18 protein-coding genes are annotated in these 22698 nt (G+C 64.1%); 8 read left to right on the top strand and 10 right to left on the bottom strand.

Annotation, left to right across the window (positions count from 1 at the left end; translation table 11 throughout):
• The first annotated feature begins 46 nt into the window (after nucleotides 1-46).
• From IPP90_14765 to IPP90_14755, 3 genes are all read left to right on the top strand, one after another.
• On the top strand, nucleotides 47-2995 hold the full coding sequence (locus tag IPP90_14765; GenBank protein ID MBL0171951.1) for a S9 family peptidase: 2949 nt from the start codon (nucleotides 47-49) through the stop codon (nucleotides 2993-2995).
• A gap of 81 nt (nucleotides 2996-3076) precedes the next feature.
• Nucleotides 3077-5023 (top strand): Xaa-Pro dipeptidyl-peptidase, encoded by a 1947-nt coding sequence (locus tag IPP90_14760; protein ID MBL0171950.1) that lies wholly within the window; start codon nucleotides 3077-3079, stop codon nucleotides 5021-5023.
• A gap of 167 nt (nucleotides 5024-5190) precedes the next feature.
• Nucleotides 5191-8379: a hypothetical protein gene (locus IPP90_14755; protein MBL0171949.1), complete on the top strand. Its 3189-nt coding sequence runs from the start codon at nucleotides 5191-5193 to the stop codon at nucleotides 8377-8379.
• Between the two features lie 56 nt (nucleotides 8380-8435).
• On the opposite strand, the gene IPP90_14750 is transcribed toward IPP90_14755, so the two are convergent.
• The 6 genes from IPP90_14750 to IPP90_14725 form a co-directional block, all read right to left on the bottom strand.
• A complete protein-coding gene (locus IPP90_14750; protein MBL0171948.1) occupies nucleotides 8436-9131 on the bottom strand; it encodes a polysaccharide deacetylase family protein in 696 nt (231 codons plus the stop codon).
• Nucleotides 9128-10252 (bottom strand): glycosyltransferase family 4 protein, encoded by a 1125-nt coding sequence (locus IPP90_14745; GenBank protein MBL0171947.1) that lies wholly within the window; start codon nucleotides 10250-10252, stop codon nucleotides 9128-9130. Before IPP90_14745 ends, IPP90_14750 begins: the two co-directional genes overlap by 4 nt.
• The gene (locus IPP90_14740; GenBank protein MBL0171946.1) at nucleotides 10249-11253 is read right to left on the bottom strand and encodes a flippase-like domain-containing protein; all 1005 of its coding nucleotides are present in this window, start codon (nucleotides 11251-11253) and stop codon (nucleotides 10249-10251) included. The genes IPP90_14745 and IPP90_14740 overlap by 4 nt, the downstream gene beginning before the upstream one ends.
• A 115-nt stretch (nucleotides 11254-11368) precedes the next feature.
• On the bottom strand, nucleotides 11369-12799 hold the full coding sequence (locus tag IPP90_14735; protein MBL0171945.1) for a TolC family protein: 1431 nt from the start codon (nucleotides 12797-12799) through the stop codon (nucleotides 11369-11371).
• A gap of 74 nt (nucleotides 12800-12873) precedes the next feature.
• Nucleotides 12874-13146 (bottom strand): hypothetical protein, encoded by a 273-nt coding sequence (locus IPP90_14730; GenBank protein MBL0171944.1) that lies wholly within the window; start codon nucleotides 13144-13146, stop codon nucleotides 12874-12876.
• A 44-nt stretch (nucleotides 13147-13190) separates the two neighbouring features.
• On the bottom strand, nucleotides 13191-13598 hold the full coding sequence (locus IPP90_14725) for a hypothetical protein (GenBank protein ID MBL0171943.1): 408 nt from the start codon (nucleotides 13596-13598) through the stop codon (nucleotides 13191-13193).
• Between the two features lie 197 nt (nucleotides 13599-13795).
• On the opposite strand from IPP90_14725, the gene IPP90_14720 reads away from it, so the two are divergent.
• From IPP90_14720 to IPP90_14710, 3 genes are all read left to right on the top strand, one after another.
• A complete protein-coding gene (locus IPP90_14720) occupies nucleotides 13796-17200 on the top strand; it encodes a TM0106 family RecB-like putative nuclease (GenBank protein ID MBL0171942.1) in 3405 nt (1134 codons plus the stop codon).
• 123 nt (nucleotides 17201-17323) lie between these two features.
• Nucleotides 17324-17677: an addiction module protein gene (locus IPP90_14715; GenBank protein ID MBL0171941.1), complete on the top strand. Its 354-nt coding sequence runs from the start codon at nucleotides 17324-17326 to the stop codon at nucleotides 17675-17677.
• Nucleotides 17674-17985: a type II toxin-antitoxin system RelE/ParE family toxin gene (locus IPP90_14710; GenBank protein MBL0171940.1), complete on the top strand. Its 312-nt coding sequence runs from the start codon at nucleotides 17674-17676 to the stop codon at nucleotides 17983-17985. Before IPP90_14715 ends, IPP90_14710 begins: the two co-directional genes overlap by 4 nt.
• A 52-nt stretch (nucleotides 17986-18037) precedes the next feature.
• Here the strand turns inward: IPP90_14710 and IPP90_14705 are convergent, their stop codons facing one another.
• The gene (locus tag IPP90_14705) at nucleotides 18038-19207 is read right to left on the bottom strand and encodes a hypothetical protein (GenBank protein MBL0171939.1); all 1170 of its coding nucleotides are present in this window, start codon (nucleotides 19205-19207) and stop codon (nucleotides 18038-18040) included.
• A 322-nt stretch (nucleotides 19208-19529) separates the two neighbouring features.
• Between IPP90_14705 and IPP90_14700 the strand changes: the two genes are divergently transcribed.
• Together IPP90_14700 and IPP90_14695 are read left to right on the top strand one after the other, a co-directional pair.
• Nucleotides 19530-20111: a DUF2442 domain-containing protein gene (locus IPP90_14700; GenBank protein ID MBL0171938.1), complete on the top strand. Its 582-nt coding sequence runs from the start codon at nucleotides 19530-19532 to the stop codon at nucleotides 20109-20111.
• Nucleotides 20008-20469 carry a hypothetical protein gene (locus IPP90_14695; protein MBL0171937.1) on the top strand — a complete coding sequence of 154 codons (462 nt, stop codon included), beginning with the start codon at nucleotides 20008-20010 and terminating at the stop codon, nucleotides 20467-20469. The genes IPP90_14700 and IPP90_14695 overlap by 104 nt, the downstream gene beginning before the upstream one ends.
• Nucleotides 20470-20544: 75 nt before the next feature.
• Here the strand turns inward: IPP90_14695 and IPP90_14690 are convergent, their stop codons facing one another.
• From IPP90_14690 to IPP90_14680, 3 genes are all read right to left on the bottom strand, one after another.
• Nucleotides 20545-20763 (bottom strand): type II toxin-antitoxin system HicB family antitoxin, encoded by a 219-nt coding sequence (locus tag IPP90_14690; GenBank protein MBL0171936.1) that lies wholly within the window; start codon nucleotides 20761-20763, stop codon nucleotides 20545-20547.
• Nucleotides 20753-21040: a type II toxin-antitoxin system HicA family toxin gene (locus IPP90_14685; GenBank protein MBL0171935.1), complete on the bottom strand. Its 288-nt coding sequence runs from the start codon at nucleotides 21038-21040 to the stop codon at nucleotides 20753-20755. Before IPP90_14685 ends, IPP90_14690 begins: the two co-directional genes overlap by 11 nt.
• A gap of 73 nt (nucleotides 21041-21113) precedes the next feature.
• Nucleotides 21114-21812, bottom strand: coding sequence for a DUF2779 domain-containing protein (locus IPP90_14680; GenBank protein MBL0171934.1), 699 nt, complete (start codon nucleotides 21810-21812; stop codon nucleotides 21114-21116).
• Nucleotides 21813-22698: the final 886 nt, after the last annotated feature.

Here is a 22698-nt window from a genome sequence, read left to right as displayed (position 1 = left end):
ATGCCACATTTTCCGTGTTCAATCCTCCTCTTCCAGAGAACCGCCCATGTTCACCATTCGTGTGCCGCTCCTGAGGGCCGTCGCGGGCCTCGTCGCCACGGTCGCCGTCCTGCTGCCTCATTCACGTCTGTCGGCACAGCCGAGTTCCGGCAAAGCCGCCGCCGCACCGTCTGCGAATGGCGCCGGCGGCACGGCGCGCAAAGTGCTGAATCTGGAAGACTACGGGCGCTGGAATCGCATCAATGCCGCGTCCATCTCCAATGACGGCAAGTGGACGACGTTCACCTACACGCCCAACGACGGTGAGCCCACGCTGCATGTGAAGTCGCTGGATGGCGACAAGGTGTATTCCATGTCGTTGGGAACTGCCGGCGGTGGTGCGGGGCGCGCCGGTGGTGGAGGCGGACGCGGCGGTGGTGGTGGCAACGCCCCGCAATTCTCCAATGACTCACGGTGGATCACCTACTTCGTGAATCCGCCCGATCGCACGGCCGGGCGTGGTGGTCGAGGCGGTGGGGCACCACCTGCCGCGGGTCGCGGGACAACGCCGGCGGCCGTTACCCCGGGGCATCTCGAGTTGCTCAACGTCGCCACCGGCGAAAAGACGTCCATCGCGAACGCGAGTTCCTGGAAATTCTCGGCGAACTCCAAGTGGCTGGCCACGCGACTCAACAAGGCGCAGGCCGACGCCAAACACAACGGCGCCGATCTCATCGTGCGTGATCTCGCCACCGGCACCAATCGGCTGGTCGGCAGTGCCAACCAGTTTGAGTTTGACGACAGCGGCAAGATGCTGGCGTACACGGTGGATGCCGCCGAGCGACTTGGGAACGGCGTGTATCTGCTGGATCCAGCAACCGGTGACACGCGGCAGTTGGATGCCCTGTCGGCCGACTACGATCAGCTCACCTGGAGCACCACTGGCGGACGTCTCGCCGTGTTGCGCGGGGACAAGGTCAAGGACATGAAGCAGAAGAGCAATGCGCTGCTCACGTGGAGCGGGTTCGGCACCGGCAATGTGAAGGCACTGGCCTTTGATCCCGCAAAGGCGACGTCCTTCCCGAAGGGCATGGTACTCAGCGAGTACACCGCGCCGCGCTTCAGCAAGGATGGATCGCGCGTGTTCGTGGGCATCAAGGAACAGGAGCCCGAGATTCCCGCCGCGGATTCCACCAAGGCCAACGTGGATGTCTGGCACTGGAAGGACGCGATGCCGCAGTCACAGCAAATTGTGCAGCTGACGCAACTGCGTCGCGCCACCATCCCCGCCGTGTATCTCCTGGAGACCGGCGCGTTCGTGCGCCTGGGCAACGACAGCATGCGCACGGTGACGATGGCGGCAAATTCCAGCGTGGGCGTGGGTCGTGACGATTTCGCCTATCGCGGCGAGGTGGCCTGGGGCGGCAGTCGCGCCGACCTGTACAAAGTCGATGCCGCCAGCGGCGCCCGTACACTCATCGACAAGGGGCTGTCACGCACCTACGGCACGTCGCCCAACTCGCGCTGGTTTTTGTACCTCAAGGACAAGCAGGTGCGCGCGTTCAACCTGGAAAATGCCAACTCGGTGGTGCTCGATGCCTCGTCGATTCCCGGCAGGAGTTATGTGAATGAGGATGACGACCATGCCTACGAGAAGCCTATCTGGGGCGTGGGCGGGTGGTCGAAGGACGGGAAGTCGGTGTTGCTGTACGACAAGTTCGATGTGTGGCAGGTGCCGCTGGATGGTGGCAAGGCCACGAACCTCACGCAGGGTGTTGGACGCGCGCAGGCCGTGCAGTTCCGTGTCGTGCGCCTTGATGCACCGGCGGGCGGCGGCGGTCGCGGGGGCGGGGGTGGCTTCGGTGGCGCCGGCACCGCCGATGACGACGGCGTCGATCTCAGCCAGCCGGTGATGCTCTCGGCCTACGGCGATCGCACCAAGAAGTCAGGCTACTGGAAGGTGACGGCCGGACAGGCACCTACGCCAAGCATCTGGGCGGACAAGAACATTGGTGGTGTGACGAAGGCCGACAGTGCGGATCGCATTCTGTACACGCAACAGGACTTCGCCGAGTTCCCGGACTATTGGGTGTCCACCACGGCGTTTGCATCGCCACGCAAGGTGACCGACGCGAATCCGATTCTGGCCGAATACACCTGGGCCAGCAAGAAGGTGCTGATTGACTACACCACGTCCAAGGGGAAGAAGTTGCAGGGCACGCTGATGCTGCCGCCCGACTATCAGCCGGGCAAGAAGTATCCGATGCTCGTGGAGTTCTACGAGATCATGTCCAACACGCACAACAATTTCTCCACGCCGGGGTACAGCAACAGTCCGCAGCTCTCCACGTACGCCAGCAACGGCTATCTCGTGTTTCAGCCGGATATGGTGTACGAAATCGGCAAACCGGGTTCGTCCGCACTGGATTGCATGACGAGTGCGGTGAAGAAAGTCATCGAGCTGGGATACGCCGATCCCAAGCGCATCGGATTGCACGGCCACAGCTGGAGCGGCTATCAGTCGTCGTATATCGTCACGCAGACCAACATGTTTGCGGCGGTCGTCACCGGTGCGCCGCCGACCAATCTCATCAGCTTTTACGATGAGTTGTACAAGAGCTCAGGCACGGTACAGCAGGGCATCACCACGGTGGGCCAGGTGCGCATGGGTGCCAACGTCACGCCGTGGAACGCGCACGACTTGTACGAAGATCAGTCGCCCATCTTTCATGTGCGCAAGATCAACACGCCGCTGATGATCCTGCAGGGGATGGAAGACGGCGCGGTGGACTATGTGGAAGGGCTGCAGTTCTTCAATGCGGCGCGACAGAACGGAAAGCAGGTGATCCTGTTGTCGTATCCCGGCGAAGCGCACAACCTCACCAATCGGGATAATCAGAAGTACTTCACCATTCGGATGAAGCAGTTTTTCGATCACTACCTGATGGACAAGCCGGCCCCCAAGTGGATGACGGACGGGCTGGGGCAGGTGAACAAGGGTGGGACGGCTCGGTAGGTCGTTGCCGTCGGGCCCAACCAGTTCGTTTTTTCAGTTCACGACGCCAGATTTGCTGGACACTCTCTGTGGAGCCCCATCGTGCTTGTCACTTCCCGTTTCGCCGTAGCGTTCGCCGTTCTGCTTCCCGCGCACCTCACCTCGGCGCAACTCGCGTCGGCGCAACCTGCGCCGCCCGCCTCTGGCATGCCCGCCGCACCCGTCTTCGCAAACGGGATGGCGCAGGTCGTCCCGGCATTCCAGGACACCACGAAGTGGATTCGTCAGGATCTCTGGGTGGAGACTGACCTCGACACCGATCGCGACGGCAAGAAGGACCGTGTGCACGTGGACGTCACGCGTCCGGGTCAGACGGCCACTGACGGTCTCAAGGTGTCCATCCTGTACGGCTCAAGCCCGTACTTCGCCGGCACATCTCGCGACGATTCCAACTGGGATGTGAAGCAGGAACTGGGCGAACCGTCACCCAAGCGACGGCCGTTGGTTCCGCCACAGTATCAGCCCGACCGTCATCGCATTTCCAACGCGCTGGTAAACGAGTGGGTGCCGCGCGGTTTTGCCGTGGTACACTCGTCGGCCACGGGTACGGGCTTGTCACAGGGCTGCGCTACCGTTGGTGACTACCCGGAACGCGCGCCAATGAAGTTTGTCATCGACTGGCTCAACGGCAGCGCCAAGGGTTATACCACGCCAACGGGCGGCGACGAAGTGAGCGCGACCAGCTGGTCCACCGGGAAAGTCGGGATGATCGGCACGTCGTACGAGGGCACGCTGCCATTGGCCGCAGCCACCTCGGGCGTGAAGGGTCTTGAGGTGGTGGTGCCGGTGTCGCCGAACACCTCGTACTACCACTACTATCGCGCGAATGGCCTGGTGCGCTCGCCCGGTGGTTATCTGGGTGAAGACGTGGACGTGCTGTACGACTTCATCGTGAGCGGCGAGCCCACCGTGCGCGCGAAGTGCGACTCCATCTGGCGCGACGGCATTATGGCGGGACCAAAGGGTCAGGATCGCGCCACCGGCGACTTCAACGATTTCTGGGCGTCGCGCGATCTGTTGCCGCATGTGAAGAACATCAAGGCGGCCGTGCTGCTGGCGCATGGACTCAACGACTACAACGTCACGCCCGATCACAGCGTGCGCATCTACAACGAGATGAAGGCGCGCGGACTGCCGGTGTCCATCTACCTGCATCAGGGCGGCCATGGCGGCAACCCGCCGGCAGACATGCTCAACCGGTGGTTCAGCCACTATCTGTACGGCGTGGACAATGGCGTGCAGAACGATGCCTCCGCGTGGATTGTGCAGGACGCCAGCGCCCAGGCACCCGGCGCGGTGGCCGCGGCACCGGGTCGCGGCCGAGTGAGCACACCACCCACGCCATTCGCCTCGTTCCCGGTGCCGGGTTCGGTGCCGGTGACGCTTCGCCCATTGGCCGGTGGATCGAGCATCGGCGCGCTGTCGTACGCCTCCAGTGGCACCGGCAACGAGAAGCTTGTGGACGATGTGGCATTCAGCGGCAGTGCGTTGGCCAGTGCGGCGCAGTCACCGAATCGACTGCTGTACGCCACACCGGTGCTCACCGATACCGTGCACATCTCCGGCACCGCGCGCGTCACGCTGCGTGTGGCCTCCAGCGTGAAGGCGGCCAACCTGAGTGTGTGGTTGGTGATGCTGCCGTACGATTCGGCGCGCGCCGGATCGCAAAGTCACGTGGGCAGCATCACGCACGGATGGGCCGACATCCAGAACGCCAAGTCGCTCAAGAAGGGCGGTGTGTACGCCTCCAAGAAGTCCGGGAAGGCGCTGTCGCCGGGCAAGTTCTACGATCTTACGTTTGATCTCGAACCCGATGACGAGTTTGTGCCTGCCGGCAAGCAGTTGGCCGTGATGATCATGTCCAGCGATCGCGAATTCACGCTGTGGCCGAAGGCTGGTGCGGAGCTGACCATTGATCTGGCGAAGTCGAGCTTCTCGATTCCGATTGTGGGAGGGGTGGGCGCGCTGCAGAAAGCGGGGATGAAATAGGGCCCACATTGGTGTTTTAAGACGGGAGACGGGAGAAGGAAGACGGGAGACATCCGGTTCGCTGGACGTCTCCCGTCTTCCGTCTCCCGTCTCCCGTCTCAATCCCCCCCCCTCGCCGCGTGCACCATTCGGCCACAGATTCCGGCACCCTCAATTGGAGCTCGTTCGTGCGCTTCCCTGCCCGCCTTTCCGCCCTCGCTGCGCTGACCCTGCTGGCGCCACTCGGCACCGTCGGCGCCCAGTCCAACTTCCGAAAGCGCGATACTGCCGACGTGAACCGCAGCACGAATCCCGTGCTCGCGCCGTTCCGGTTCCGTTCAATCGGGCCGGCCAGCATGGGCGGTCGCGTGGATGACATCGCGGTCTACGAAAAGGACCCGCGCATCATCTTCATCGGCTACGCCGCGGGCGGCGTGTTCAAGTCCACGAATGCGGGCACCAGCTTCACGCCCATCTTCGAGCGTTACAGCAGCGCCAGTATCGGCGACATTGCTGTCGACCAGTCTAATCCGAACGTCGTGTACGTGGGCACCGGTGAACCCAATAACCGGCAGACATCGACGTTCGGTGACGGGATGTACAAGTCCACCGATGGCGGCAAGAGCTTCACGCACATCGGTCTGCGCGAAACACAGACCATCGCGCGCATCGTGATCGATCCGCGCAACACGAACACCGTGTATGTCGTGTCACCCGGACACCTGTTCGGGCCCAACCGCGAACGCGGCATCTATAAAACCACCGACGGTGGCAAGAGCTGGAACAACATCAAGTTCATCGACGAGAACACGGGCTTCACCGACCTGGTGATGGACCCCGGCAACTCCAGCGTGATGTACGCGGCCAGCTATCAGCGTCGTCGCACCGGATGCTGCTTCAATGGCGGCGGCCCCGGTAGCGCACTCTGGAAAACCGAAAACGGCGGCAAGTCGTGGAGCAAGCTCACCGACGGCGGGCTGCCGCCGGGCACGTACGGGCGCATTGCGGTGGATGTCGCGCGCTCCAATCCCAAGGTGGTGTACGCGCAGATTGAAAACGACGGCGCCGACTCCATCTCGGTGGTGCTGGGCGGCGCGGGTGGTGGCGGTGGCGGGCGTGGCGGATACGACTGGTGCAGTAATGGCAGCGAGAGCAAAGGGTTTGGCGGTGGATTGCCGGGCGCTCCGGCGCCCGCCGACTCCACGCGCAAGGTGCCGCCACTCAGCCGTCATCGGCCGGGATTGTATCGCAGCGAGAACAAGGGCAAGACGTGGACGCTGGTGAGCAATTGCAACGGCCGTCCCATGTATTTCAGTAACATTCGCGTCGATCCCACCAACGACAAAACCGTGTACCTGGCCAATGTGCGCGCCGCCAAGTCACTGGATGGCGGCAAGACGTTTGCGCCCATCGACGAGGGGCTGGGCAGCGGCAACGAGATGGTCGATCAGCACGCGTTCTGGATTGATCCCGCCAACAGCGATCACATTCTGCGCGGCGCAGACGCCGGCTTTGCCATCACCTGGGATCAGGGCGCCACGTGGGACTACGTGCACACCATGGCCACCGGTCTCGCCTATTGGGTGAGCGCCGACATGCACCGTCCGTACAACGTGTATTTCGGCCTGCAGGACAACGACAGCTGGGGCGGCGCGAGCGCGCTGCGCAGTCGCAACGGCATTCGCGATCACAACTGGTTCCGCATTGGCGGCGGTGACGGTTTCCAGACGGCCGTCGATCCCACCAATCGCCAGATGATTTTCAGCGAGTCGCAGGACGGCAACACGCAACGCACTGATTTGAGCACCGGTATCGGCAAAAGCATTCGACCCAGCGCACCACCGGCTGGCCGCGGTGGCGGCGGCGCGAACGTCGCGGCCGCGCCGGCGCCAGGGTCGTGCGTTGACGGGCGCATCATTGCCGCACCCGCTACCGGTGCCGCCGGCGCGGCCGGCGCTGGCGGTGGATTTGGTGGACGCGGCGGCGGCGCCGCCAACGTGATCAATGCGCAACCGGGTGACACCTACCGCTTCAACTGGAACACGCCGTTTGTATTGTCACCGCACAGCCCCAACGTGATCTGGCTGGGTGGCAATCGTCTGTTCCGGAGCAGTGATCAGGGTGACATGTGGGTGGCCAGCGCCGATCTCACCAAGCAAGTCGACCGGTGCAAGATCACCGTGATGGGTGCGGCCGGCACCACGCTGCAAATGGGCAAGAACGACGGCATGACCAACTACAGCACCATCATCAGCGTGAGCGAGTCACCGGCATTGGCCGGAGTGGTGTGGGCCGGCACCGACGACGGCAACGTGCAAGTGAGCCGGGACAACGGCGTCACGTTCACCGAGGTGGGCAAGAACATCACCGGGCTGCCAAGTGGTGCGCTGAGTGGCGACAATCCCTACTGGATTTCGCGCATCGACGCGTCGCACTTTGATGCTGCCACCGCGTATGTGGCGGTGGACGGACATCGCAGCGACGATCTCAAACCGTATGTGTTTGTCACGCGGGACTACGGCAAGACCTGGTCGAGCGTGAGCACATCGCTGCCGGCCAGCGGCAACGTGCAGGTCATTCGCGAAGATCCGAAGAACCCGCAGCTGCTGTACGCCGGCACCGAGTTCGGACTGTTCCTGTCGCTGAACGGCGGCAGCAAGTGGGAACCGTTCATGACCGGATACCCCACCGTGCGCACTGATGACATCCTGGTGCATCCGCGCGATGGCGACCTCATCGTCGCGTCGCATGGTCGGAGCATCTGGATTGCCGACGACATCACCCCCCTGCAGCAGTTCACGCCCGCCGTTGCCGCCGCGGACGCCACCTTGTTCGACGTGCGTGCTGCCGTGGCATACGCGACGGACGTGCGCGCGGACATTTACACCGGCGGCGAGAAACAGTTTGAGGGCGAGAACCCGGCGCGCGGCACCGCCATCCAGTTCCACCTGAAGAACGCGGGCGAGGCCAAGATCTCCATCGCCGATGCAACCGGTCGCACCGTGTGCGAGACCACCGTGAAAGCCATCGCGGGGATCAATCGCATCCAGTGGTCACTGGTGACGCCCATGTTGACCGCCGCAGCTCCCGGCGGCGGACGCGGTGGTGCGCCGGGTGGCGGCGGCGGTCGCGGTGCAGGCGCCGCTGCCGGTGCCCCGCCCACCGCTGGTGCGAATCCCGCGCCGCCAGCGACTCCGACACCACCACAGCCCCCCACGCCCGCACCCGACACCAGCTGCTCGGGCAGTGCCGGCGGTGGTCGCGGCGGCGGTGGCGCAAGCGCCGCACCCGGCAGCTACATCGTGAAACTCAGCGTCGGCGGCAAGGACTACGTGAAGCCGGCGCAGGTGCTCGAAGACCGATGGATGGGGAGGTAACTCAGTACCAAGTACCAAGTACCAAGTACTCAGTACCAGGTACTAGGTACTAGGTACTAGGTACTTAGTACTGAGTATTCCCCATATCCCCGCTCGCGCAGTCTTTGCACGATCGGCGTGACGGCGGCCGCTGTCTGCAACCGATCGCCCGTTGCATCATAGCCGTCGCCATCGTGCAGCAGCACAATGCTGCCTGGTCGCACGCCGTTCAGCGTACGCTGCACGATTACGTCCACGCCGGGACACGCGGAATCCCACACCCCCAGCGACCACCCCACCACCTGTTCACCCAAGGCGCGCGCAATGGGCGACACCCACGGATTGCGAAAGCCGTGCGGGGCGCGGAACAGGTGCGGCGTGACACCCGTGGCCTGCTCAATCGATGCGGCGCCACGCGTGATGTCGTCGCGCACATACGACGGCGAACGCACATGCAACTTGCGGTGATGCCACCCGTGATTGCCAACGGTATGCCCCTCTGCCGCCACGCGGGCGGCGATATCGGGCCAGCGATCCACGTGCTTGCCCAGCAGGAAGAACGTCGCCTGCACTTGCAGCGACGCCAGCGCGTCGAGAATGCGCGGCGTCGCCTCGGGGTTGGGCCCGTCATCGAACGTGAGGGCCACGCGGAGACCGTCACCTGGCACGCGGGAGATGACACGACCGAATACCGGGCTGTTGCGATACCATGTGCCATGCGCCAGCGCTCCCACCATAGCCAGCGCCGCGCCGCTCATGGCCAACGCGCTCACGGCACCGCCACCAGCGGCTCTGCCGCAACGCCGCCCAGCAACTCCTCGTAAATCGCGACAATGGCATCGGTCACCCGCGGCCAGTCGTACCGTTGCACGCCCGCCAACCCCGACTCGGCCAGCCGCAGACGCAACGCACTGTCCCGCAGCAGACGCAGCAGCCCGTTGGCCAGCGAGTGCGCATCGCTGGCCCGCACCATCAGGCAGTCACGGCCGTCACGCACGACGTCGCCAAAACCGGGAATGTCGGAGCAGACAATGGGCGCCCCACACGCCATCGCCTCCAGCAGCGTGATGCCGAACGACGCCTTGGTGGTGGGACAGGCGTAAATGGTGGCGTTGGCGTAGAACGCCGGACGCGCATCCTTCACGGCGCCCTCGAACCGGATAGCCGGATTGCCCTCGGCGGCGCGCTGATAGTGCGCCCGCAGCGGACCATCGCCCACGACAATGAGCCGCGCGTCGGGCACCTGCTCGCTCACTATGGTGAACGCGCGAATGAGTTCGGCCAGACCGTTGCGCGGATCGAGGCGACCCAGGAACAGGATGTACGGATTGACGTCACGCATCGAGGCCGGCGCCGCAACGCCCGGATGGAAACTGGCCAGGTCGACACCGTTTGGCACGATACGGCAATCGAGTGGGAAGTACCGGTTGATTGCCGCTGCCGCCGTGGGAGACACGGCAATCGCGGCATCGAGTCGTTTCGCAACGCGACTCATGCGACGGTGAAACACTGAATACAGCAGCGATCGGTCGAAGTTGGTGTGAAAGGTGCCCACCACCGGTACTTCGGCCGCCTCCACCGAAAACATCGGCAACGCCGGCGTGAGTGGCGTATGCACGTGAATCAGGTCGTACTCGCGTTCACGAAACAGTTTTCGCAACGTCGCCCGTCCAACACCCAGCGTGACGCGTGCCTGCGAACCGTTGATGTACAGGGGAACGCTGCGGCCCAGCTTGATGACACCCGGTTCGTCAGGGGCGTTACCAATGCGCGAGGTGACAATGTCAACCTCGTGCCCGCGAGTGCGCAGCTCGCGCGCCAGGAAGTGAACGTGCTCGCACACGCCGCCGAAGTGCGGATAGTAGTACTCGGAGACCAGTGCAATGCGCATCATTTTTTACGCTCGAACCAAAGGATGACTGGCAGTCCCGCCAGCATGGGGACCCAGAAGGAAAGGGCGCGATAGCCCAGCACCACCGCCAGCGCGGGGGCCGCGCTCACGCCTAGTCGCGTCAACAGCGGCGTCATGGTGAGTTCCACCACGCCGGCGCCGCCGGGCAGCATGCTGGCGTTGCCCAGCAGGTGCGGAATACCCCACGCTGCACAGGTGGCCACGAACGACAGGTGCTGACCGGCCGCGGCCAGCAGCGCCCACACCGACAACGCGTCACAGCAAGCGCTGAAGAGGGCGGCAAACACCAATGACCACCAGCCGCGCTGCTGCATCGCCAGCCAGGCCGACTCGATGCGAGTGGACAGCAGGCGGGACGCCTCGTCGTCGAACGCGCGACGTCGCAGTCCGGCCCACCGGCGTGCGCCAGCGGTGAGCCACCGTTCGGCGCGCGCCCGGTCGCGTACCACCCAACCCACGGTTGCCAACGGAGCCACCACCAGCAGCAGCCCCAACGCGATCCCCGCTTCCTCGCGCGAACTGAGAAGACCAGTCGTCAGCACCATTGCACCACTGACCACGGCGATCATGGACACCGCCGCGCTGAACAGCAACGAGGGAACCCACCCGGCCATTGCCGCCGCGGCAACCGGCACGCCGTTGGAACGACTCCAGCGATACAACGCCGCCGCATACCCAGGGAAGCCACCGCCCAACAGCCCGACACTGGACGCACCAAGCACAACCATGGTGGCGCGCACGTGGCCCAGAAGCGCCGAGGGTCCGGAAGTGATACCGCGCACCAGCAGGCCCCGTCCCCACTGCATGCCGACCTGAGCCATGACCGCCACCAGCACCCACGTCCATTGAAGGGATCGCAGCGGTGCGACCGGGTTGACCTTGAACAGGCGCGGCAGCACCACCCACGTGACAATCACCAGCGCGCCAAGCACCACCGCTGGCCTTCGCCAGCCAATGAGCGATACAGACGCAGCGGCCTCCACAGTGTGCGGGGCGAGGATCTCTCGTGATGCCAATACGGCTCCGGAACAAGAACTCATTGTGAGAACTCAGTACTTAGTACTCAGTACTTAGTACTTAGTACCACGTACTTGGTTCCTAGTTTCTCCCCACGCCTATCGCTCTCCGCCACTCCTCGTTCGCTGTCAGCAGCTCCACCTGCGCCTGCAGCAGGCCAATCTCCGCCTGCCGCTGGTTGGCCTGGTCAATCAGCAGTTCCACAGAGGTAATCTCTCCCCGCGCGAAGCGCGAGCTCTGAATCTCCAGCGTGCGCCGCGTGATCCGCGACTGCTTTTCAGCCAAGTCCAGTTGCAGTGACGCATTCGCCACGCGCTGCGCGGCCAGCCGCACCTCGTTCTCCAACTGACGGCGCTGCTCGGCCAGGTTCGATTCTGCCACCCGCAGATCGTTCTGCGCTCGGCCCACCGCATTGCGTTCCTCGAACCGATCGAATACCGGAATGGACACGCCCAGCACGATATTCTGCGAGCGATTCTGCCCTTCAAGCGCATCGCGCAATGAGGCCGTCGCGGCGTTTGAGCGTGCCGATCCGTCAAAACCGATGGTGCTGTTCACCGATACCGTCACCGGCGACGTGCGATGCGCGTCGCGCAACCCCATCTTCCGGTTCTCCACGCCCATCACGGCCAGCACATAGTCCCATCGATTATCAATGGCTGCCGACACCCCCCGCTCCACATCAATCGACTGTCGCTCCACCGAGAGTGTGGAATCGGGCATGACGACGGTGGTGGCCGGATAGCCCAGCACCTCGTTCAGACTGGCCTGCGCGCGCAGCAGCGCCTGTTGCGAACGCGTGCGATTGAAAGCCGAGCGAGAGACTTCCAACTCAAACTTGAGCGAGTCCACCTCGCTGATGTCGGTGCCGGCGGCGCCAGTGAACATCCCCGCCACGCGCAGCGAGTCGCGCACGAACAGCACACTGTCGATCTGCACCTGCTTGCGCGAGGCCACCAGCCCGAAATACGCGCCCAGCACGTTGCGCTGCAGGTTGCGTTCCTGATCGGCAAACTCGGCTTGCGACCGCGCGTACGATTCGCGCGACAGGCGGTAATTGCGAATGCTGTAGTTGACGCCAAACAGCGTCTGATCGAGGCGGAAGCCGAGAAACGTGCGGCCGGTATACCGCTGGTCCAGCAGCAGCGGCTGACTCAGCGACGCCACGCTCCCCGTCACCCGAAGCACGCCGCCGGTGGGCAGCGGTTGCGTCACCGAGAGCCCCGACTGCAGTGTGCGACGCTTTGTGGGCACGTACACTTCGCCCTCGGTGGTCGTCACGCGAGTCAGCGCCGAGACGTACTCCGGGGTGGTGACGTCCACGTTGACCGTGGGCAGATAGCGGGCGGCGCGCGCCGATGCCATCCACAGCTCCGCGTTCTTCGCCTGCAACTGCTGGCGCACGAATCGCGGGTTCGACTGCCGGGCCAGCTCCATCGCGTCCGGGTACGAAATGCGGACGGTATCGGTGGTCTGCACCAGCAACAGCGAGGCGAGGAGGGGGAGGATCATGGGCGACTCGATGAACGGTCAGGCCTGAGGAGGTGCGACGACGGGCTCCGTTCAGTTTAACAGTGTCGCGTTCGTCACCGAATCGCTGAGATCGCCGAGCCGGTGACCGAGATCGGATTGGAGTCCACGCTGGTGAGCCCGGGCGAGGAGAATCGCAGGGTGAACGCACCCGAACCCTGAATGATCAGGTTGCTGAATCCCGCCGAACCGCTTCTGGTGTTGACGGTGGTGGTGCCCGCCAACGTGCCGTTGCCGCTGGCAATCGTGACGGTTACGGGGACCTCGCTGCTGGTGGGGAATCCATCGGCGTCGACCGTCAGGACCGAGATGAGGAACGGGATCGGCACTCCGCTCTGTGCGGTCGGCGGCGGTTGACGATCAAATTTCAGCGCTACCGGGGGCCGGCCCACACCGCCGCGCTGAGGGGCGGCGTGCGTTGGCCGCCGGCGTTCGCGTAATAGAACGAGACGCCTGGCTCGCCGAAGGGTCGGACGGTCCAGCGGTTGGCGCTATTGGCAGCGCGCTGGATGACGATCACGCGGCTGGTCGCAATCGGGTCCCCGGACGATTCCCAAAACGTCCACGTGACAGGGATGTCGGTACGTATCCTGCCATTGGTGCCCGTCACGGTCACCGTGATCGTTTCCGCGGGCGCGTGAATAGTGGCAAAACTCAAAGTCGACGGCGTCACCGCCACTGAGGCAACCCCGTCGGGGTCGGTGGCGCAGCCCAACGCGACCAGCGCGCCTGGCAGCAATGCCCACTGCCGCGCCCGAAGACGGACCCACGTGACAGACATGGTCAGGCACTCATGATTCGTGATTCCTGCACCGAAGCATGCGCAGCACTCGGCGTTTGAGGCCAGCGGGGGAAACCTGACAACCGCCATGCGCGTGTCTGACGCCCACCGGTCGTTACCACGGTCAGACCCGTAGTGCATTCTTCATCGAATTCCCGTTCGATATCCCGGCGCCACGCCCCACCTCCTGATCACCAATGCGCCACACCAATGGCTCGTACACCCTGTCTGCCAGCGATCTCGCGGCGTTCCTGGGGTGCGCTCACCGCACGGCACTGGACATGGCGGTTGCCACCGGGGCGCGGGAACGACTGCATGAGGCCCCCGACCCGCTGCTCGATGCCCTGATTGAGCGCGGCAAGGCCCACGAGGCACGATACGTCGAAGCACTCCGCGCGCGCGCCCGTGGCATCGTGGATCTCAGTGCGGGCACGTTCAATGAACGCCACGAGGCCACGCGGCAGGCGATGCGCGATGGCGTAGAGGTCATCGTGCAAGGCGCGCTGGCCGACGGAGAATGGATGGGCTATCCCGACATCCTGCAGCGCATGGAGACGGCGAGTGGATTGGGCGAGTGGAGTTACGAAGTCGAAGACACCAAGCTGTCGAGAGAGACGCGCGCCGGCACCATTCTGCAGTTGGCGCTGTACTCCGACATGCTGGCCACCGTGCAAGGCGCCGTTCCCCAGCAGTTTCATGTGATAACACCCGATCCCGTTGCGCCGCGGCAGTCGTATCGGGTGAACGACTACGCCGCCTACGTGCGGCTGGTGCGGGCGCAACTGCTGGACACCGTGGCGCAGGATTGGGACGCAGTGGCCACACAGCACTATCCCGAGCCGGTGGATCAGTGCGACGTGTGCAAATGGTACAGCACCTGCAAGGATAAGCGGCGCGCCGACGACCATCTGTCGCTGGTGGCCGGCATCGCGCGGGTGCAGCGACGTGAACTGGAATCGCGCGACGTTCGTACGCTGACGTCGCTGGCGCGTATGCCCTTGCCCATCGAGTTCAAGCCGCAACGCGGATCGAAGGAATCGTATGTGCGGGTGCGTGAGCAGGCGCGATTGCAGCTGGAGTCTCGCGACCTCACGACGCCGTTGTACGAGACGCTGCCCGTGGTACCCGGCGAAGGACTGTGCCGGCTGCCCGAGCAGTCGCCGGGGGATCTGTTTCTTGACCTGGAGGGCGACCCGTTTGCCGCCGAAGGCGGTCGTGAATACCTGTTTGGATTAGTGGCTGCCGACGGCCGCTACCAGTCGCGATGGGCGTTCACGGAGCACGACGAGAAGATCGGGTTCGAATGGGTGATGGACGAAATCGCCGCGGCCTTGCAAAGGCACCCCGACATGCACGTGTATCACTACGCGCCGTACGAGCCGGCCGCGTTCAAGCGCCTGATGGGGCGTCATGCCACGCGCGAGCGCGAGCTGGACGCGATGCTGCGCTCGGGTCGTTTTGTGGATCTCTACGGCGTGATTCGTCAGGGCGTGCGCGCCGGCATCGAACGATACTCCATCAAGAATCTCGAGCCCTTGTACGGTTACACGCGCGAGGTTGCACTGGCCGACGCGAATCGCAGTCTGCGTGTGATGGAGCTGGGGCTGATGACGCAGTCGGCGCACGAGGTGCCCGTGGAAGTGCGCGATGTGGTGGAGGGGTACAACACGGACGATTGCGTGTCCACGCTGCGGCTGCGTGACTGGCTGGAGACGGTGCGAACGCAGGTAATGGCGCAGGGCACCGAAGTGCCTCGGCCGACGCCGGAAGACGGCGCGGCATCAGACAAGGTGGACGAGAAAGCCCAGCGCGTGGAGGCGCTGCGCGAGCGATTGCTGGATGGCGTGCCGACCGATCGTCTCGAACGTGACGCCGAAACGCAGGGGCGGTGGATACTGGCTTACCTGCTGGACTACCACCGTCGCGAGGACAAAGCCACCTGGTGGGAGTTCTTCCGACTGTGTGAGTTGCCCGAGGAAGATCTGCTGGACGAACGCGAAGCAGTGGCAGGCCTCACGCTTGTCGGGCAAGTCGGCACGGTGGCGCGGTCCGTCATCGACCGATATTCGTACCCAACGCAGGAGATGGAAATCGGACCCGACGACGAAGTGAGGCTGCAGGACGAAAAGGTCTTTGGTACAGTGCAAGCGGTCGATCGCGTCCATGGCACCATCGATGTGAAGAAGGGACCGTCCCGCGCCAACATCCATCCGTCGGCGATGTTCGAGTTCCGAATGGTGAAACCCGATGTGATGGAAGGCGCACTCCTGCGCATTGGCGAGAGCGTGGCCAATGGCGGTACGGCATACGGCGCCGCGCGTTCACTGCTGGCGGCACATCCACCGGTGCTGTCCGGTCAGTCATTCGCGCCGCGCGACGGCGAGGCCGTGCTGGACTTTGCCGTTCGCGCCGGCGCGACAATTGCCGAGAGTGTGTTGCCCATCCAGGGTCCGCCCGGATCGGGCAAAACCTACTGCGGATCGAAAATGATCTGCCAACTCCTGAAACTCGGCAGGAAGGTTGGCGTCACCGCCAACAGTCACAAGGTCATCCGCAACTTGCTGGACGCCGTTGCCAAGGAGGGCAAGGAAAGCGGCGTCGCCGTGAAACTCGGGCACAAGGGCGGCGAAGACGCCGACGCCGAAGGCAAGCCCACAGACATCGCAGCGTTCGAAACGAACGAAGCCGCGCGCGACGCTCTCGCCGATGGCACGGTCAACGTGTTGGGCGGCACGGCTTGGTTCTGGAGTCGCGAAGACATGGCGGCCGCGGTAGACGTGCTGTTCGTGGACGAAGCCGGACAGATGGCGCTGGCCAATGTCATCGCCGTTTCGCAGGCCGCCAACAGCGTCGTATTGCTTGGCGATCCGCAGCAACTGGAGCAACCACGCAAAGGCACCCACCCCGACGGTGTCGGCATCTCTGCGCTGGAGCACGTGCTCGCGGGTCATCAAACAATTCCCAGTGATCGCGGCATCTTTCTGCCTGAAACGTGGCGGTTGGCGCCCAGCATCACCGCATTCACGTCGGAGCTGTTCTACGAGGGACGCCTCGCGTCGCGGCCGGGGCTCGCTTTGCAGCAACTCAGCGGCGTTTCCGGGCTTCCCGCCAGCGGGCTTGCGCTGATTGCCGTCGAGCACGACGGCAACAAGAACTGGTCGAACGAAGAGATGGACGTGGTGGCGGATCTCGTGAGCAAGCTCACGCAGCCTGGCGCCACATGGACGGATCGCGAAGGCGCGGTGCACGACATGCGCGGCGAAGACATCCTGGTGGTGGCCCCTTACAACTCACAGGTCACGCGGCTCACCGAACGCCTGGCCGTAACGGGCGGGCGCGTGGGCACCGTAGACAAGTTCCAGGGGCAGGAAGCGCCGGTGGTGATTTACAGCATGGCGACATCGCGCCCCGAAGACGCGCCACGCGGCATGGAGTTCCTGTACAGTCTCAATCGACTGAACGTGGCCACGTCGCGGGCCAAGTGCCTCGCGGTGCTGGTGGCGAGCAGGCGGTTGTTCGAGCCCGACTGCAACACGCCGCGGCAGATGCAGTTGGCGAACGGGTTGTGCCGGTATCAGGAGATGGCGTCACAGGCACCGTAACGCGAACCTTCTAAACGCCCTCCACCAACCGCTCGGCCATCACCTCGATCTCGCGCACCCGCGTCACACGCTCCCGCCACTCGCGTGGAATGCACTGCGCACCGTATCACGTTCACGCATCGCTTGATCGGCGAAGTCATATTCACCAGACTCTCAGCCATGGCATCACATCCGCTGCTTGCCGGCTCCGAGCCGAGCCGACAAATTGTCAGCATGGTCCGCCCGGCGCTGGATATCTCCTTGCTTACCGTATCCGAACGGCTTGAGCTTATTGAAGAGCTGTGGGCGTCGCTCGCTCATCGCCCCGAGACGCTCCCGTTCACTGCCGCGCAAACGGCACTCTTCGTTGAGCGACTAGCGGAGCACTCAAACGATCCTGACAGCGCGATTCCGTGGGAGCGTATCAGGGCGGAACTGGAGGCGGATCAGGATGCCGACCATCGCGCGCGGAGCGAATTACAGGAGCCTCGAGGATGAGTCAGTCCCGGCGCCTGATGTTTCGACCGGGTGCCAGGGTGGAGATTCGCGAGGCGAGGCTTTGGTACGAGGCACAGGTGGGTGGATTGGGAAGCCGCTTCCTTGCCGACCTTGATGCCACGCTGGCTCGAGTTATTGAGCAGCCGGCCAGCTTCCGGATGGTTGAAAATGCCGATGGCGTTCGACGCGCGCTGCTCAAGCGGTTTCCGTACAGCCTCGTCTACCATCTGACGCCATCAGGTGAGATCGTTGTCCTCGCCTGCGCGCATCACCGGCGAGACCCAAATGCCTGGCGACTGCCGCCGTAGCGTCGTTGGATCTCATTCATTCTGCGGAGGGGCCCTACCTGAAACGTTTGCGCTACGCCTGCCGCACACGCACCGCCGCCAACCGCGTCACCACACTCTCCATGCCCACCCCCAGCATCCGATCGCGCCAGTGCCCCACCACCGCGCGATCAATCACGCCGCCGTGCGCCGCCGAATTCCGCACGTCTGCAAATGCATCCAGCACCGCAGCAAACGCTCCGGTGAAGTACGCGCCCTCCTCAAGCACGCGTCGCAAGTGTTCGCCCAGCGCCGGCTCGCCACCGAGCACGAAGGCCAACTGGCCCAGTGACAGCGGCAGCGCCTCGGGCAGTAGTCGCGTGCTGTCGCCAATCTTCACGCGACGGGCGGCCTCGGGTGCGCCGCCCATGGCGCGACGCAATACCTCGTTCACCTGCACCTCGATGGCCTTGCCATAACTCACCACCACTGATGACAAGTCGGCCGCCGGGTCGCGACGATCCTCGCGCATGGTCCGCTCGGCCATTGTCAGAAACCGCCGCGCCGAAGCATCGAGGGCGTTCCACACGCGCGGTCCGAGATGATCATCGCGCAACGTGGCTTCCAGCGCGCCCACACCGCCCTGCTCCGCATCGAATCGCGCCCACAGCGCGCGGTCAGTCAGCAACTCTCGTTCGCGCTCGTCAAAGTAGCAGCGGCCGTCGGGACGCGAGACCAAGAGTGGCAGGTCCACCATGCCGCCGTACATGGACACCGGTCGGTCGTGGTAACGCGTGTTGCGCAGCAGCGCGAGTTCGGCGGCCACGCCTTCCAGATCGTCGCGTACCAGGGCGCGAATGTCGCCCAGCATGAACCAGCAGTCGCAATTGAGATTGCTGCGCGCGTAGTAGCCGGGCACATGCTCGGCGTCGCGGTCGCGCGGATCGGTGGTGGTGATGTGCGTGATGTCGGCCACGTACAGCGAGCGATAGTCGGTGAGATACAAATGTGTTTCGCGCGATTCGCTGGGGTCAGCGTCGGCTTCGTGTCCCAGGGCCAGGATGTCGGCGAGATGCGGCATGGCTTGCTGCCGCTGGCCCGAGCGCACCTTGCCCCACCACACATACACGTCGTCATCGCCGCCGACGCCGGTGCCGGCGGTGGCACGCGCGTCCCAGTCCAGCAGCACTCGCAGGTGCGCCTCCAGCGCGTCGGCGGCGTAGGACGGGTTCCAGACGGTGACAAGATGGCGAGGTGAGGTCATGGGGATGGGGATGTCGTCGCATAGATCGAGACGGTCAGCGCGAATGCATAGGTATTCACGCCGGTACGTGCCGTGGCTGACGTTACCACATTGCAGCAATTCTTGTTGAGACCCTGCCCCGGGTAATGCTCACCATCGCTGCCGCACTGCACGACTGACTTGGCGCTGTTCGGTTCGAGAGTGCCGGTATTGCATAAACCCAACGCTTGGATTACCCATTCGATGCCGACCATCGTTCGTGACGGCGAATTCACGACCAAAGTGTACGGGCCGCCACGAGAGCACCCATCGGTGGAATTGTGGGCGGCCTGGGAGAGAATTCATGACTAAGTCGCGCGTCACCGACGCCGAAATTCTGGCGCAGATTCCGGGCGCAATCGCGCGAGCGGCACGCGCTCGGCGTACCAAGCCGTACGCCAAGGCGGCGCGGTACGATCGCGCCACGCGAACGCTGCGTGTGCGCCTCACGAACGACGTGACATTTTCAATTCCCGTGTCGCTCATACCGGAGCTCGCGCAGGTGTCCGATGTGGAGTTGAGCCGAGTTGAGGTAGGGCCCGCCGGTATCGGCTTGCATTGGGATCGGCTGAACGTCGATCTCACTGTTGGCGGACTCGCTCGCGCGGCGCTTGGCACGCGCGCGCTGATGCAGGCGGCCGGCGCGGCCGGCGGGCGGGTGCGTTCGGCGGCCAAAGCAGTTGCCGCGCGTGAGAACGGGAAAAGGGGCGGACGGCCGCGCCGGGCGACGCGTTGGACCCGCGAAATACCACTACCGCCCACTTCAAGCCCGGGTACACCCGATGTCACCTCCGACTATTCGCCTGGCGCTGGTGGTGCTCGCCGCTACCGCGCTGGCCTGTCAACCACTGTCGCCGCCGCGGAGCGCGCCGCGAACCGTTTCTGACCAACCGCCGCCCGGCTACGTGCCGGCCTCGCGCAGTGCGGCCGAGTGTACGGAACTGGTGACTCGCTCGGCGAGTTGGACCACGTGGGATGTCGACGGGTTGCAGCGTGCGGCGGCACGAAGCGTCACGGTGCCTCCGTTCGCCAAAGGACGGGAGATCGACCGGCAGTTCACCATACGCCTGCGCGTGGACGAGCGCGGGCAGGTGATGCGCGACAGTGTGTTCGTGACCGGCAACGCCGAGGCGTCGTATATGCGCGAGTTCCGTGCGACGTTGCAGAAATGGGTGTACTGGCCGGCGGTGTACCAAGGGTGCGCGGTACGGGCGATCACCACGCTGACGGTGAGCACCTCCTGACACGGCGAATGATGGGGGTGCGCGGTTATTGATGGGGTGTCATCGGGACGCCGCGTGCTCGATGGCCATCCCGTGCTACGCGAGCCGCAACCGATCCTTCGCAGTCGGGATCGGCCGTCCAAGTGCAGTGGCTGTGTCAATCCACTCTCGAATTACCACTTCGGCGGCGGCTAACGCCTCCGCGTAGGTCGCCCCGTCGGCCGCGCATCCCGGCAGCTCCGGCACTTCCGCGATAAACGCCTCGTCTGCCTCGGACCAGTACAGGACCACCTCGTAGCGCAACTCAGGCTTCATTGTCGGCACCTTCGTCGAGAGACAGCTGGATTGCCAGCCCATAGCGGACAATCACGTCGCGAACCTGACGCACCTGATACGGCTTCGCCTCCCCACCGCGACCGGATTGGAGGTTCAAGATGTCACGAATTCCGCCCCGCGTGAAGATGTAGTGGCTACCGCGGACCCGGCAGCTGAAGCCAAGCCTGAATAGTACGGTGCACAGATCGTCGAAGGCGTACGCGCGATCGGCGTCGCCACTGATCAGGCGTTCGAGCAGTTTGGTGAAACGGGTCACAAAGAGGGGCGGTAAGAAGACAGGGGGCGAGCTTGCAACATCATGAGCCCGTGCACCTGCCGCCATCATCGAATCATTGCCGTCGAGTCACTCGCCCCCAGTGCTCCCAAATCAACACCATCGCCAGCGTATCCAGCTTGCAGTACTCCAGCAGCAACTGCCGCCACGCCCCCTGCACCGCCGCATCGTTCCGCTCCGCGCCAAACATCAGCGCCTCATACGCGCGAATCGCTCCGGTGCCTTCAGCCACCTCCTGTTCCACCCCGGCAATCAGCAACGGCGCCAGCGCGGCATAGGGCCCTGTTGCCGCATCACCGCGCGTGCCCGTAAGCGCGAAGAACTGATCGCGCATGACGGCGTCCGAACGCCACAGCGCGTCCAGCACCACCTTGATGCTGGTGCGACCGCCCATGCCAGGATGGAAATACTCCGTGGCGGCCAGCTTATGCATGTCCAGCACCCGCGACGCCGCCGGTGACTCTTTGTCGACCATGGCAAACAGCTGCGAAAGCTCAGCGTCCAGCAGCCCGCGCTCTGCCAGCTCGTCGCGAACGGTGCGCAGTATGCTGACTTCAAACGGCGACCACGTGAGCACCGTGCCTGCCCGCCCGATAGCCTGAGCCAGTGAGCGCGCGAAGGCTTCATTGGGCCACGAGCGGTTGGTGTTGATCCACTCCAGGTGACGCAGCGGTGCACCCGGTGCATCCAGCACGTGACAGCTCCACTGAAACGCGAGCAGTCCGTAGGGACGCATGCCCGTATGAAACGGCACCGCAATGCGCGCCGCCTCGAAGTCCAAAAAGTACAGCGGATACTCGGCCCGCTCCATCGCCGGCCGGAGTCCGTGGCCGATATACGGGTGGCCAGATTTTGTGTGGACGATTTGCAGAGATTGCCGCGCCGCCGTGGCGCTGCCGGCGCCCAGCGCGCTCGTCGGGAATATCGAGCAAACCCACCGTGCCGCCGGCAATCAGCGCGTTGGCGTCTCGCATCAGTGAGACCTTGTACAGCTCAAGGATGGACGGCTGGACTTGGGCCTGTGCGCCCCAGCATTCGGCGAATCCGTTCTTCTGCCCCGCAGGCATCGCCGATGGCGGCACGCGATACTCGCAGTCGCGGCAGGCCGAGCTGATGGGCGTGGCAATACGGGTGGGCGTCGGCTCGTACGACGCCAGCAGCACTGTGGTGGCCAGCTGCACTTCATCGCGCAGCATGTCCACCTCTTCGCGTACCGGAAGCTCGATGGTGAGCTGCTCCTGCGCCGCCATGCTGGCATCACCCTGAAAGCTGACGCTTACCAATTGGGTGCGACCATCACCCTCGGCCTCACGCACAATGTCAAAGTGCTCCGGCAGTGCATCGGTGATGCAGCGCGCGGATTTATCCACCAGGCACAGATGGGGCTCAACGCGAAACTCCGGGAACAACGACTCCAGCAGCAGGCACTGGTAGGTGACGTCTTCCAGATACGGTTGCCACGCCGACGCAATGTTCTCTCCGCGTTTCCCAGTGCGGAATGCACGAGGCTTGCCCTGCTCGGCGCGCTCACGGTCGTCTGCGGCGTCCCATGATTTCGCCTTGACCTCAATGAGACGCAGTGTGTTCCCGCGACGCTCAAGAATATCGACGCGGGCGAGTTGACGACCGTGCAGCAACGT

This window comes from Gemmatimonadaceae bacterium, from assembly GCA_016720905.1.
In the GTDB taxonomy this organism is placed as follows: domain Bacteria; phylum Gemmatimonadota; class Gemmatimonadetes; order Gemmatimonadales; family Gemmatimonadaceae; genus Gemmatimonas.
Note: the sequence above shows the minus strand (reverse complement) of the source record. Positions and strands in the feature narration are given on the sequence as shown.